This is a genomic window from Rodentibacter heidelbergensis, assembly GCF_002000125.1.
Lineage (GTDB): Bacteria > Pseudomonadota > Gammaproteobacteria > Enterobacterales > Pasteurellaceae > Rodentibacter > Rodentibacter heidelbergensis.
In genome coordinates, this window is the sequence record NZ_MLHH01000027.1 from 1 (window position 1) to 15,556 (window position 15,556).

A 15,556-nucleotide genomic window follows, 5' to 3' on the forward strand; every position below is an offset into this window, starting at 1 on the left:
CGGAACTATCAGTGCCACACAACACGCCCGTATTCATTCAAGTAAAACCATTGAAAATACGGGTAAAATTGAAACGAAACAGGGTGATATTGCAGTTCGTTCACAAAAAAATATTGAGCAAAAAGGTTCGATCGTTTCTCGTCAAAATGGCATTTCTCTACAAGCAAAAGACACGATTGAACAAACCGGTGAGACGGTGTCAAAAGGGGATATTGCTTATCAAGCAACACAAGTCAAGGTTAAAAATGGTGCATTGATTGCGGCCGGTGTGAGTGTTCAAGATACCGCTCAAGGTGAAATGAGATGGCTCAATCAACAAAATTTACAAGGTGCAAATGTTATTATTTCTGCAACGGAGGCGATGACCTCAAACGCTAAACATTTAGCAAGTGGAACGATTAACGTTGAATCAAGAAAAGTTGATTTATCTGGAAGTCAGTTAAGTGCCCATCGTGTTGCCATTCAATCGACTCAATCGCTGTTAAATCTTAATCAAGCTACATTATATAGTGAAGACCGCACTTCACTGTCTAATCCAAACGAGATTTCAACCCATCAAGCCCATTTAAATGCAGGATATTTTGAAGTAGACACCGATAAATTAAATAATCAGCAAGGTAGTTGGATTCAACGTGGTACAGAAACGTTCTCTTTAAATCTAAAAGAGGGATTAGATAATACGCAAGGTAAAATGTCAGTTGAAGGCGCGCTTTCTATTCAAAGCCCATCAATTCAAAATCGTCAAGGCGTACTTTGGTCGAATAATCGTTTATCAATTGATACAAACACAGGAAAGATTGATTCTCAATTAGGTTATTTGTTTGGAAAAAACAATATCGACATTCATTCTGCAATATTTAATAACCAACAAGGTGAAGTTTTGGCGGAGCAAGTTTCCTTATCCGGTCATCAAGTAAATAATGAAAAGGGAAAAATTATTGCCGGCAATAAAGCGAATCTGTCCGTTAACCAATTGAATAATCAGCATCAAGGTATTGTTTATAGCAAAGGGGATCTGACGTTAAATACGAAAAATCTTCTGAATCAAGAGGGGATGATTTCCGCAGCATCTCAGGCAGTTTTAGGTGCAGAATATATTGATAATCGCCAAGGTGTGCTTCAAGGCGAGAGCAATTTTATTATTAAAACGGCCTCACTTAATAATGAACAAGGTGATATTTCGGCTAAAGAGGCAGTTATTTCTGCGGCAGAAATAAATAATACTCAAGGTGTGATGACTGCACAAAATTCATTAACCTTATCTGGTTCTCATTTGGACAATCGTGGCGGTATTGTTCAAGCAAAACAGGCTGAAATAAATTTAATCGATCTTGATAATCGTGCAAATGGAACAAGTGGTTCACTTTTAACGGCTTCAAATCGTCTGGCGTTGAATGTAGCAAATATCAATAACCAACAAACTAAAGCGAGCCAATCTACACCAACGCAAGGTATCCAAGCCGGTGAAGTGATTGTTAATGCAGATCATTTAGATAACCAAGATGGTGGAATTTATGTGGGGAGATCAGCCAATATATCGGTAAATCAATCACTTAATAATCAACAGGGGGAAATTTTATCTACCGGTCGGGTTGATATTACCAATCCTCATTTTACCCTTGTTGTGGATAATACCTTAGGGCTGATTGAATCACTTTCTTCAATAATCTTACAAGCCAAAACATTGATAAATGAAGGTTCGATGAAGACAAAAGGCGATTTAAATATCGCTTTAAAAGAGAGTTTCACACTGAATAAAGCGTTGGGTGTTGGGAACAACCTCACCTTTAATACCAAAGGTGACTTTATCAACAATACCCAACTTGTCATTGGAAATCGTGCATCAATTCAAGGTGAAACGATTAAAAATAATAGCAATGCAGAAATTTCTTCCAGTCACACAGATATTCAAGGGAAGAAAGTCGATAATTTCGGATTGATTGACGGTGATACCACGGTGATTAAAGCCGATGAAGTGAATAATCTCGGTGAAGCACGTCTTTATGGTACACATTTAGCGATTGAGGCGGATAGACTGAATAATTTTGAAAATGCAGAAGGACAATCTGCAACGATTGCCGCCCGTGAGCGTCTTGATCTCGGTGTCGGAGAGCTTGTTAATCGCAACCATGCACTGATTATGAGCTTAGGCACGCTCCATATTGGCGGAAAGTTAGATGAAAACCATCAAGCTATTGGCTATGCAAAGCGTGTCGATAATGGCAGTGCGACCATTGAATCTCTCGGCAATGCTTGGATTCGTTCATATCAGCTTTTAAACCATGATCTGCATTTAAAATTAGGGACAAAAGTTGAAAAAGAATGGATAAGAGAACTAGCCTTGGGCAATGATACCCACCGCTATCGTGATGGTGTAGATGGATACTATAATGTCAATAATGGTAGCCGTAGTCGTTATTCTTATTTCCAATTAAATGATGGTAAGCGAGTTGCTGGAGAAGGTTGGAAAGATTGGCGATATACGAGAACAACCACGACAACCACAATTGAATATCAAGATCCAGCTAAAATTTTGATTGGTAGCGAACTGCATCTTTCTGGTGAAGATTTGAAGAACAAACAGAGCCAAATCTTAGTGGGGCAAAAATTATTACTAGATGACAAAATATTTACTGAACGTACAAACGGATGGCTTAGTAGTACGCTTTCTAAATTAGATAATGAAGATTTGATTGGTAATATTGATGTTACTGACAAAGGTGAATTTGTCCAAGAAAGAAGAATTAGAAGGAAAAGAAAAAAATATTACCATTACCACAACTACAGTGATTTTACGGATGTACACGAAACCAAACATTTTAATTTTGGTTTAGACTTATTGATAATTGGTGAAAAAGTGAGTTCAACCGGTAAACAGGTTGATAATAAAAGCGATTTTCAGGGAATTTCTGTTGCTCAAAAAACACCGTTAGCAACAGAGTTAAATGTAAAATCCGTCAACTTGGAAAATATCACTTCCGGAGTGATGAAAAATCAAGATAATCTCGGCATTAAAACCCACTTGCCGGATATTTCTTTACCTCAAGCAAGTCTTTATAAAATCAATCCGAAGTCAGGATCATTCTTAATCGAAACAGATCCTCGTTTTACCGACCGCACAAAATGGCTCAGTTCGGATTATATGTTCAACGCACTGCGTAGTGATCCTCAAAATCTTCTCAAACGCTTGGGCGATGGCTTCTATGAGCAACGCTTGGTAAACGAGCAAATTAATCAACTGACAGGCAGACGTTTTTTAGAAAACTATCATTCTGATTACGAACAATACAAAGCCTTGATGGATAACGGAGCCTATTATGCGAAAAAATGGAATCTTTTACCGGGGGTAGCATTAACAGCCGAACAGATGAAAGAACTCACCACAGATATGGTGTGGATGGTGAAAAAAGATGTCACCTTAAAAGATGGGACAAAAATAACCGTGTTAGCCCCACAAGTTTATATTGTGGCACGCAATACTGATATTGATAGCCGTGGTGCGCTCATTTCAGCCAATGATGTGCTCATCAACACTAAAGGAGATATTCAAAACAGTGGCGTGATTGCTGGGCGTAACCTCACACATTTGAGTGCAAACAACATTGAAAATTTAGGTGGAAGTCTGCAAGGTCGGGATTTATATCTGTTTGCCAAAAATCGTCTTGATAATTTAGGTGGTGTATTGAAAGCGAGTGAAAATCTCGTAGGCAGTGCGAAAAATATTAATATTGAAAGCACCCTGTCCGAGACGGCTGATAATGGGCGTTTTAAACACCGAAACATTGATAAAATTGCGTCTATTCAGGTAGGTGATGAGGCACATCGTGGAAAAGTAAGCCTTTATGCCAAAGAATCCTTAACTGTCAAAGGTGCGAATATCAGCGTGAAAGGTGATGCAGATTTCCAAGCCGGCGATAAACTCAATTTTGGCACGGTGGAAACTGAAAATAGACAGCACTATATCAAAGACAGTGATAACTATTATAAGCTCGACCAAAAAAACGAGGTAGGTAATCAATTTAACCTCGAGGGTAACAGCCGCTTTGTGGGCAAAAGTGCGGTCGAAATGCGAGGTGTTTCAGCAAGTAGTCAAGGTGAAATGCAAGTGTTATCTGAAGGTGATATTCATATTGAAGAAAGTCGTCAGCAGGAGAAGCTTTCAGAGGGGAGAAAGTGGACAAAGCGTGGCGTGCTTCAGTCTAAAACTGAAATCCGCCGCCATATCCATACCTACGATTTAGCCGAAGGTTCAAGCCTAGATGCTGACAACATCACCCTCCACTCCAGCTATGGTAATGTGAATATACAAGGCGCCAATGTTGTTGCTGAAAACGGCTTAAAGATACAAGGGAAAAACATCGACATCAAAGAAGCCGAAAACCGGATTTATTCAGAAGATTTTTACAGCAAGAAAAAATCCGGATTATTGAGTGGTGGGATAGGCATTACGTTAGGTCGCCAAAAACAAACGTTGGAATCCGACCAAACCAAGTATTATGCCACCGCTTCGCAAGTAGGGAGCTTAAAAGGCGATAGCACGCTTATCGCAGAAAACCATTACAGCCAAAGGGCGAGTAGCCTGAGTTCGGTAAAAGGTGATGTGAATATCCTTGCTCAGCAGGTGAACATTCAATCTGCTGAGGACAAATACGAAACCAACACCAAACAAACCTTTGAGCAAAAAGGCTTAACACTTGCTATCACTTCACCCATCATTTCTGCACTTCAAGCGGTACAAAGCACGGTTAAATCCAGTGAAAAAGTGGGTAAAAGCAAGAATGACCGAGTCAATGCCATGGCAGCAGCAAATGTTGCGATGGATGCTTATCGGGCAGGACAAGCGGTGGGACAGGCAGGAAAAGCCGTTCAAGATGCCCTGGGCGAAGGTGGCGTGGATTCTGTGGTGGGGGTTCAAATCACTTATGGACAACAAAAAAGTGTCAACCAAACTCATGCAGAAGGCAAAACGGCCGCTACATCCCAAGTCAATGCCGGTGGCAAGGTGAATATCATTGCCACGGGAGCAGGGAAAGATTCCAATATCCACATCAAAGGCGCTGATGTTTCAGGCAAAGGCGGAACCCATCTTATTGCAGATAACGATATCAACATCACAGCAGCGGAGCAAAGCCACAAAGAACGCAGCACCAACAAATCAGCCGGTTTTAATGCCGGGGTGGCGATTAAAGTGAGCAATGGTGTGGCGGCTGGTGTGACATTAGGTGGTAACTATGGTAAGGGTTACGGCAATGGTGATGAGAAAACCTATGTGGCAAGCCATGTGGGAGATGCAAATAGCCAAACGACCGTGATAGCAGGTGGTTATGCAAACTTGATTGGCAGCCAACTCAAAGGCCAAAAAATCCAACTTGATGCCCAAAACCTCAACATTGAAAGCCTACAAGATACCGCTACTTACAAAGGCAAACAAATGAACATGGCAGGGAGTGTGACGGTGGGTTATGGGGTTTCCGTAGGGGGCAGTTATAACCAATCGAAAATTAATGCCGAGCATGCGAGCGTGAATGAACAAGCGGGGATTTATGCAGGTGATAATGGTTATGATATAAACGTTAAAAATAAAGTTTCCTTAACGGGGGGCGCAATACTTTCACAAGCGCAGAAAGAAAAAAATCAGTTCACAGCACAAGATTTTGAATATTCTAATATTCAAAATTATTCCAATGCCAAATCGTCAGCAATGGGACTGACAGGAGGTGTATCTTTTGGTCGAGACCAAACTTCTGACGAAGACAAAGAACTCAATGATATTTATCGAAAGGGTAGAGAAGGTGAAACCTTTGAGCAAGCTAATCCAAATAAAGCCAATGAATCAGCGGTGAAATTTGGTTTGGGGACGGATGACATCCACAGTACAGATTTGTATGCACTCGCTAAAGTGGGATTAACCAACTTAGCCAGCAATAGCAAGCAAAGTGAAAATCGTCAAAGCATGACCTATTCGGTGATAAGCGAAGGGAATTTCAATATTGGTAGCACGGAAGGTAAAGAAAATATTAAATCCATCAAAAAATCGACTAAACAAGAAAGCAATAAACTTGAAAAAGTGGATTATGCAAAAATGCAGAAGGACGTTGAGCAGGATGTAGGAACTATTCAAGGTTTTGCGAAAAATGTGGCAGGATTTACTGATGAAGCGTATCGAAGTCAGTTTATTGCGGAGCATCGAATGATGGGTTATGTAACAGATAAAGATGGAAAACCAATAAAAGATAAAAAAATATTGGATGAAATGGAAGGGGAAGCTAAGATGCAGGCTAAAAAGGAAGGGATCTCTGAAGACAAGCTCGAAAAGTATATTACAGATTATATTTCTTTAGAGGTATCTAAGGGTAAAAATATTTATCAACTCTATGAAGTCTTAGATCAGCAGCGTAATAGATTGAGAAAAACAGGGTATATAGATCCAGAAACAGAAAAATATACAGAGAAAGTAGTAGTTGGATTTAATGGTATTTTTAACCAGCTACAAAATGCAGCAAAATATGCGACACAAAATTATGTCACTGATGAAAATAACAACAGGATTTATAAAAACTTATATTTTATTCATAATCCAGAAGCAAATGGACTTTTACCTGAACTACTTGTAGCAGGCTATCAAAAATATTTTGAAGGAAATATTGGGGGATTAGGTAACTCAACAATTCAGGGTAAAAATTTGATGGAAAAATATGGAAAGCAAGGACTGTTTATTGGTTCTCATAGTAGAGGAACATTAACAGTCACTAATGCATTAAATAATTTAGAACAGAATGTTGATTTATCTGGTACAACAATGAAAATGTTAGGACCTGCTACGAATGTAAAAAATGCAGATAGGGTATTTAATAAACTGAGTGGAAGTCATATATTACTAGACAATGATGGAAATGATGGTATTGGGATTTTAATTGGTTGGAATCCCTCAACTCAAACTGTTAATAATCAAAATTATCCTTTATGGAAGTTAGCCTATGATATATTCAAAAGTGATGCTTCACCACATAATTGTGGTGGATTAGGGAATAAATTCTGTCAAGATCAAGGGTATCGAAATCCTATTTATCAGAATGAGTATAGATTAGATAACAAACTTGAGATGAGAAAAGTGATCCCTATCAATAAATTTAATGATAACGAATGAGGTTAATGTGAGAAGTATTATTTTGCTTTGTACATTTGGGTTATCTGGGTGCTTATTTGGATTTGAAGAATTTTTTCCTAATACATATCACAAATGTAGTTCTCTTAGTGGGTGGTGTGTGAATGAACCAGTAGGAGAAATTATGTTTTGGGACATAAGGGATCCTTCTTATAACATTACAGAAAAATGCTGTTCTGAAAAATGGGAGGAACAGGCTAATAAGAGAACTTATAAGAAAAATTTTGTTTTTGAGTTATGTAAAGTTGAGCCGAAAACCGGTGAATCACTAATAGGTAAAACGAAAAGTGAAGTTTACTCTTGCTTGGAACAACATGGGTTGTATCGCTATAGTTCTAAAACAGAGTTAAAAAAATAGATTAGAGAGAGCAAAAATAAATTAGATCAAAAAAACGAGGTGAAAATCAATTTAACCTTGATGGTAAAGTGCGGTTTATTTTCAAAAAGTTTTAAAACAGCTTGAGGATTGACCGTACTTTTATTTTTCACACCAACAAATCAGCTGGTTTTAATGCCGGGGTGGCGATTAAAGTGAGCAATGGCGTGGCGGCCGGTGTGACATTAGGTGGTAACTATGGTAAGGGTTACGGCAATGGTGATGAGAAAACCTATGTGGCAAGCCATGTGGGAGATGCAAATAGCCAAATGACCGTGATAGCAGGTGGTGATGCAAACTTGATTGGCAGCCAACTCAAAGGCCAAAAAATCCAACTTGATGCCCAAAACCTCAACATTGAAAGCCTACAAGATACCGCTACTTACAAAGGCAAACAAATGAACATGGCAGGGAGTGTGACGGTAGGTTATGGGGTTGCCGTAGGGGGCAGTTATAGCCAATCGAAAATTAATGCCGAGCATGCGAGCGTGAATGAACAAGCGGGGATTTATGCGGGGGATGAGGGTTATCACATCAATGTGAATAACCACACGGATTTAAAAGGGGCAATCATCACCTCTACTCAACAAGCGGACTTAAGAAAACAAATTAAGGAAGCCAAAACAGAGGAAGAAAAGACCGCACTTTATAATGAAATTTATAAGCTGCAATATCAAAAACGCTTACTTGAAACCGTGGTTGGTATTGTAGCCGGTTCACCTGATGTGGCGATAACCCAAGGGACATTGCAGTTAGCCGCAACGAAGATGAGGGAAGAAACATTGAAAAACTCAAGATTATTTAAAGGCATTAAAGATGCGAAAACAGGTCAAGTTCTTCGTAATGATAGCTATGATAGTGGTTATTTTGATGGGGTGAAACTAGGTGGGGTGAGGATTGATGTTGATGTGATTTGTAATAGCGGAATGGGAAGTTGTTCACAAAATAGCGATGGTTCTATCAATTTTATAGGAAAAGGAGATAAAGTATTAAGTGATACTATAGATCCTGCACAGAATGAAAAAGCAGCAGGATTATATGGAGAAACAGGAGGCTTTCAGTCAGTTAAAGGTGAATGGAATCTTCATTTTAAAAGATTTCCGTATGAGGTAGGTTCTATCTCAGATTTTACAGTGGAATCTTTTGCTGGAACTCATGATTTTACAGGAGGGCAAATTTGGGGATGGTATGACAAGCAAGGAAACACAGCCAAGAAAAATTCATTTACAAGTGTCGCTTCAACAGTAACGACAGTGGTTGCAATACCTCTATCAGCGCCATTTGCAGTTGCGGATGTTTTGTCTTCTGATTTTGTAGAAGTTCTAATACAAATAGGGGGGCATTAATATGAAGAAAATATTTTTATTAATTGGTTGTTTATCACTATCAAGTTGTTTTTATTCTAATGGGTGTTTCTACACACCTCAAATGGTGAACTGTGTTGATAAAGGAAAGGTATTTCCCTCAGTATCTCGTTATCAAAAACCATATAGTTTAGGAAAAACAAATTCAGAAAAACGATGGAAAGACGTTGTTGCTTGTGGCGGAAAATATGGAGATTATGATGAGGCAAGCATCACTACTGTAGCGGAATCGGATCTTTTTTATCGTTGTATGATTAATAAAGGATATATTCATTTAACACCCGCAGAATGTGGCTTTCAAAATCCTAAATGGGATAAGGGTAAGTGCAATTTATAAATAGGATACTATTGGAGTTTAGACATGTTTATTAATGAAAATAGGTGGCAAATAATATGCGATATATTTTTCCTTTCATTGTTCTTTTATTGAATGGATGTTGGTATTCAAATGGGGGTATAAGTCCCAAGTTTTCTGTTTAACAAGCGAATAAGAAAATGATAGAATTTGCGACCGCACTTTTTTCATTCAATGGTAGGAATGAAGCTCAGTGCGGTTAATTTTATTGAAATTTTAAACGAACATGTCACCTTTCGTATGGGTGACCACTGTATTAAGGAATAACTATGCCAATTATTACTTTACCTGACGGTTCCCAACGTCAATTTGATCGCCCTCTTTCCGTACTTGAAGTGGCTCAGGATATTGGTGCAGGTCTTGCCAAAGCAACCATTGCCGGTCGTGTCAACGGTGAACGCCGTGATGCCTGTGATCTTATCGAGCAAGATGCCACATTGGAAATCATTACCGCAAAAGATGAAGACGGTTTAGAAATTATCCGCCATTCTTGCGCTCATTTATTAGGCCATGCTATCAAACAATTATTTCCAGATGTGAAAATGGCGATTGGCCCTACGATTGAAAATGGCTTTTATTATGATGTGGACTTAGATCGCTCTTTAACTCAAGATGATTTAGAGGCCATTGAAAAACGTATGCTTGAATTGGCGAAAACCAATTATGACGTGGTGAAAAAACGCGTGAGCTGGCAAGAGGCACGAGATACCTTTGAGCAACGTGGCGAGCCGTACAAAATGGCAATTTTAGATGAGAATATTGAACGCACGGCAACGCCGGCGTTATATCATCATGAAGAATATATTGATATGTGTCGTGGGCCACATGTGCCGAATATGCGTTTTTGCCATCATTTCAAATTACAAAAAGTGGCAGGTGCATATTGGCGTGGTGATAGCAAAAATAAAATGTTACAACGTATCTATGGCACAGCTTGGGCAGATAAAAAACAATTAGCCGAATATTTACAACGTTTGGAAGAAGCGGCAAAACGTGATCACCGTAAAATCGGTAAAGCCTTAGATTTGTACCATATGCAAGAAGAAGCACCGGGTATGGTGTTTTGGCACAATGATGGTTGGACAATTTTCCGTGAGCTTGAAACCTTTGTTCGCACGAAATTAAAAGAATACGATTATCAAGAAGTGAAAGGTCCGTTTATGATGGATCGTGTATTGTGGGAGAAAACAGGGCATTGGCAAAACTATGGCGATCTCATGTTTACGACACAATCGGAAAATCGTGAATATGCCATTAAACCGATGAACTGCCCGGGGCATGTGCAGATTTTCAATCAAGGGTTAAAATCTTACCGTGATTTACCTATTCGTATGGCGGAATTTGGTTCTTGCCACCGTAACGAGCCTTCCGGTTCTTTACATGGGTTAATGCGTGTGCGTGGTTTCACCCAAGATGATGCCCATATTTTCTGTACGGAAGATCAAATCGAAAGTGAAGTAACCAGCTGTATTAAAATGGTTTACGACATTTACAGCACCTTCGGTTTTAACGATATTTATGTGAAGCTTTCCACCCGTCCTGAAAACCGTATTGGTTCGGATGAAATGTGGGATCGTGCAGAAGCAGGCCTTGCTGCTGCCTTGGCACATAATCAGCTTGAATATGAAGTTCAAGAAGGCGAAGGGGCATTCTATGGGCCGAAAATTGAATTTGCATTGCGTGATAGTTTAGGTCGTGAATGGCAATGCGGTACGGTGCAGTTAGACTTTGCCTTACCGGGTCGCTTAGAGGCGACTTATGTTGCCGAAGATAATGGACGTAAAACACCGGTGATGATCCACCGTGCAATTTTGGGTTCAATAGAGCGTTTCATCGGGATCATTACGGAAGAATACGCCGGTTTCTTCCCACCATGGTTAGCCCCAACACAAGCTGTGGTGATGAATATCACCGATAGCCAAGCCGATTATGTACAACAGGTTGCAAAACAGCTATCTGATGCGGGGCTACGGGTGAAAACGGATTTACGAAACGAAAAAGTCGGCTTTAAAATTCGTGAACATACTTTACGCCGTGTGCCTTATATGCTGGTTTGTGGTGATAAAGAAATCGCAGAAGGTAAGGTGGCAGTGCGTACCCGTAAAGGGGTTGATCTTGGCTCGTTCAGTGTAGAAGAATTTGCGGAAATCTTGAAAAAACAAGTAAGAAACCGTGAATTAAAATTACTCAACGAAGAATAAAAACACCGTAAAAAACAACCGCACTTTGTAGGCGGTAAACGATAAAAGGCTAGGTTGTTACTAGCCTTTTTTATCAATTTTAAGAAAAATGAAGGTTTCTTAACTTTTTCTTAAGATTTATGCGGTTTAATACACCTCAACAAAGCAACAATGCTTTGAAAAATGAATGATTAACCCTAAATTTAAGAGGAAAACTTTATGAAAAAATTAACATTAACCACATTGCTTGCCATTGCGACCTCAACAGCTTTTGCCGGTTTTAATGGAAATACCAATACCACGCAAGGTGGATTTAAACAAGCGCCTGCACAAGTGATCAGTGTTAAACAAGCTTTATCGGAAAAAGATAACACGATGGTGAGTTTAGTGGGAAATATTACTCAGCAAATTGATAAAGACGATTATCTTTTCAGCGATGGTTCGGCACAAATTAAAGTGGAAATCAAAAATCGTGTATGGAACGGTTTAAATGTAGGGCCGCAAGATAAAGTTAAAATCAGTGGAAAATTAGACAACGATGCCTTTGAAAAAGCAGAAGTTGATGTATATAGCATTGAAAAAGTGAATTAATCATTGGAAATGGTGGGCATTTTGCTCACCATTTCGTTTTGAAAGTGCGGTCACAAAAAGCAATGTTTTTGAAGGTTGGCTTTGCCAACGGCCTCGTGAGAGGTGAACAAACGAATGAACGAGTTTGTGAATAAATTTATGCGAATTTTATTAATTGAAGATGATGCGTTAATCGGCAACGGGCTACAAATAGGGTTATCCAAATCCGGATTTGTGGTGGATTGGTTTACAGATGGAAAAACCGGTTTTAATGCCCTCAATGCCGCGCCCTATGATGCGGTTGTGTTAGATCTCACCTTGCCGAAAATGGATGGATTGGATGTGTTACAACAATGGCGAAGCCATAATCAGTCTATTCCTGTGCTGATTTTGACGGCGCGTGATACCTTAGATGAACGTGTAAAAGGGCTGCAAAAAGGGGCGGATGATTATCTTTGTAAGCCTTTTGCACTGGCAGAAGTTATTGCACGTCTGCAAGCGTTGATCCGCCGTAGCTATGGACATACCACACCGCTACTCACCCACCTGAATGTTACCCTTGATCCGAACCAGCGAAGTGTTCGATTAAATGATGAACCGCTTTCTCTTACCACTCGGGAATATAAGCTGTTAGAGCTTTTTATGCTGAATAAAGATCGTGTGCTTTCCCGCTCAACCATTGAAGAAAAATTATCCACATGGGAAGAGGAAATTAGCAGTGCGGCCTTAGATGTGCATATTTATAATTTACGCCAAAAACTCGGTAAACAATTTATTCGTACTGTTCATGGTGTAGGCTACGCATTGGGGCAGCATGATGACAAATAAAAGTTTAAAGTTCCGCTTGATGAGCGGATTATTTTTGATTGCCCTGTTCGTGTGGCTAATTTCCACTTTTGTGGCTTGGAAAGTCGCTAAAAAAGAAGCTTATGAAGTGTTTGATGCTCAGCAAGTGCTGTTTGCCGAGCGTCTTGCTACCTCAGATTTACAAAATATTTTACTGGGTAATACCGAGTTCAATCGTGGTGGATTTAAACCCCTAAAACGAAAATATGATGACGATGCCCTGGCTTTTGCGATTTTTTCAAAAAACGGGGAGCGATTATTAAGTGATGGGGATAACGGCGATCATTTTATTTTTAGTGATAAAGAAGGATTTGCTTCAGCCTACATCGAAAACGATGATGATAAATGGCGAATTTATTGGTTACCGGTGGCACAAGGGGAATTGCGTATTGCGGTGGGCCAGGAAATTGAATATCGGGAAGAATTAGTCAATAAAATGGTTTTTGGACAAACTGCGATTTGGTTTGGCAGCTTACCGATTTTATTGGCTGTGGTTTTTTATTTAATTCACCAAGCCTTAAAACCGATTAATCAATTAAGCCGTGAACTGTTAGGAAGAAAACCGGGGGACATTTCGCTACTTGACACTTCAAACGTTCCAACGGAAATTTTGCCGTTAGTGAAAAATTTAAATCAATTTTTTGACCGCACTTCGGCGATGTTAAAAAGAGAACGCCGTTTTACCTCTGATGCCGCCCATGAGTTACGCAGCCCTTTGAGCGCATTACGAATTCAAACAGAAGTCGCCCAGCTTGCCGGTGATGATAAAGCCATGCGAGAACAAGCCCTAAGCAATTTAACCCTAGGCATTGATCGTGCCAGTCAGTTAATTGAACAACTTTTAACCTTATCCCGTTTAGATAATTTGAAAGAGCTTGATGAATTACAGCCGATAAAATGGCAAGAAATTATCCCTTCTTTAATTAGTGAGCTTTATATGGGGGCGCAAAAACGGCAAATTACCTTGTCGTTTGAAGAAAAATCTCTCCCTCTTGAAAAGAATGGCCAGCCTTTTTTGGTTTCACTCATGTTGAGAAATCTCTTGGATAATGCGATTAAATATGCCAAACCGGGGGCTTCGGTGAAAGTAATATTATCTAAAAATCACATTATTGTAGAAGATAATGGCGGTGGGGTGAGTGAAAGTGATTTAGCCCGATTAGGACAACGTTTTTATCGTCCTGCAGGACAAAATGAAAAGGGAAGCGGTTTAGGTCTTTCTATCGTATTTCGTATTGCAGAACTTCATCATTATAAAGTTCGCTTAGAAAATGTTATGGATGAAGGAAAAATCATCGGCTTTCGTGCCGTTATCCAATTATAGATAAAAATCAATGCTGACAAATCACAGCATTTGAGAATAAAAATGGCGATTATGTATTGCAAAAGATGAGATTTTATAAAAACTCCCTAAAAAGTTAGGGCTTCCTGTGGGAGTTAAAGTACAATAGCCCACTTGAAAACGGTAAATGAAAGGAATTTATTATGTGGACAGATATTTTTATCGGTTACGGTCTTTTTATTTTAGAAATTTTAACAATCTTGCTGATTATTGGGGCAATTGTGGCCTTTATTATTTCTGCACGTCAGCACAAGAATGGTGTGCAAGGGGAATTAGTGATTACGGATTTATCGGAAAATTTTGAAAATACGGTAAAACAATTGCGTCATTTTCATTTGTCGGAAGAGGAATTGAAACAGCAGGAAAAAGCGGAAAAGAAAGCAGAAAAGCAAAAAGCGAAAGCGTTGAAGGCCAAACTGAAAAAAGGGGAGGCCGTTGAAGCTTCAAAACCCTCTGTTTATGTTTTAGATTTTAAAGGTGATATTTCCGCTTCGCAGACCACGGCACTTCGTGAGGAAATTTCAGCTATTCTTAATGTAGCAACGCCGGAAGATGAGGTGCTATTACGTTTAGAAAGCCCGGGTGGGGTGGTTCATGGATATGGGTTAGCCGCTTCTCAGCTGGCACGTTTAAAACAAAAGGGTATTAAATTAACTGTAGCGGTGGATAAAGTGGCGGCGAGCGGAGGCTATATGATGGCTTGTGTAGCAGATCACATTATCGCAGCCCCTTTTGCCATAGTGGGATCTATTGGTGTGGTGGCCCAAATGCCTAATATTCATCGCTTATTAAAAAAACATGATGTTGATGTAGAGGTGATGACCGCAGGAGAATTTAAACGCACAATGACGGTTTTAGGAGAAAATACCGAGAAAGGAAAACAAAAATTCCAACAAGAATTGGAAGAAACCCATCAATTATTTAAACAATTTGTTCAGCAAAATCGACCGCACTTGGATATGGACAAAGTGGCAACCGGGGAGCATTGGTTTGGTTCGCAGGCATTAGAATTACAGCTTGTTGATGGGATTTCTACCAGTGATGATCTTTTACTTGAGAAGATGAAAGAAAAATTCGTAGTAGGTGTTACCTATAAGGTGAAAAAACCATTATTACATAAACTTGGACAGCAAGCAGAAGAGCGAGTAGAGAGTTTAATTCAGCGTTATATACATAAAAATCGGCAAGATTTTATTCATTAAATTATTTACATTTCTTTACAAAAAAACAGAGAAAATAGAGAGAGTTAGGGTCGTTTAATGTTTACAAAACGACCTTTTGCTATTAGTATAGCCAACCGAAACTTTTATAGTTTTCTAACATGGAATTCATCAATCTTAGTTATGTTTTCTTATTTA

8 protein-coding genes and 1 pseudogene are annotated in these 15,556 nt (G+C 39.3%); all 9 read left to right on the top strand.

The features are described from left to right. The coding region (locus BKK48_RS09205; RefSeq protein WP_143538860.1) for a hemagglutinin repeat-containing protein at positions 1–7,147 on the top strand (7,147 nt) is incomplete at its 5' end. A 118-nt stretch (positions 7,148–7,265) separates the two neighbouring features. Next, positions 7,266–7,523: a hypothetical protein gene (locus tag BKK48_RS09210; RefSeq protein ID WP_143538862.1), complete on the top strand. Its 258-nt coding sequence runs from the start codon at positions 7,266–7,268 to the stop codon at positions 7,521–7,523. Between the two features lie 131 nt (positions 7,524–7,654). Next, positions 7,655–8,887, top strand: a pseudogene (locus tag BKK48_RS09215) (hemagglutinin repeat-containing protein); the annotation flags it as partial. A 1-nt stretch (position 8,888) separates the two neighbouring features. Then, entirely contained in the window at positions 8,889–9,242 is a 354-nt protein-coding gene (locus BKK48_RS09220) for a hypothetical protein (protein WP_077428092.1), read from the top strand. Positions 9,243–9,529: 287 nt separating this feature from the next. After that, positions 9,530–11,461: a threonine--tRNA ligase gene (thrS, locus tag BKK48_RS09225; protein ID WP_077428094.1), complete on the top strand. Its 1,932-nt coding sequence runs from the start codon at positions 9,530–9,532 to the stop codon at positions 11,459–11,461. Between the two features lie 198 nt (positions 11,462–11,659). Next, positions 11,660–12,031, top strand: a complete 372-nt coding sequence (locus BKK48_RS09230) for a YgiW/YdeI family stress tolerance OB fold protein (protein ID WP_077428096.1) — start codon at positions 11,660–11,662, stop codon at positions 12,029–12,031. 138 nt (positions 12,032–12,169) lie between these two features. Then, positions 12,170–12,838 carry a response regulator gene (locus BKK48_RS09235; RefSeq protein ID WP_077428188.1) on the top strand — a complete coding sequence of 223 codons (669 nt, stop codon included), beginning with the start codon at positions 12,170–12,172 and terminating at the stop codon, positions 12,836–12,838. Beyond that, on the top strand, positions 12,828–14,180 hold the full coding sequence (gene qseC / locus BKK48_RS09240; RefSeq protein ID WP_077428098.1) for a quorum sensing histidine kinase QseC: 1,353 nt from the start codon (positions 12,828–12,830) through the stop codon (positions 14,178–14,180). Before BKK48_RS09235 ends, qseC begins: the two co-directional genes overlap by 11 nt. 161 nt (positions 14,181–14,341) lie before the next feature. Next, a complete protein-coding gene (gene sohB, locus BKK48_RS09245; RefSeq protein WP_077428100.1) occupies positions 14,342–15,400 on the top strand; it encodes a protease SohB in 1,059 nt (352 codons plus the stop codon). Positions 15,401–15,556 lie beyond the last annotated feature (156 nt).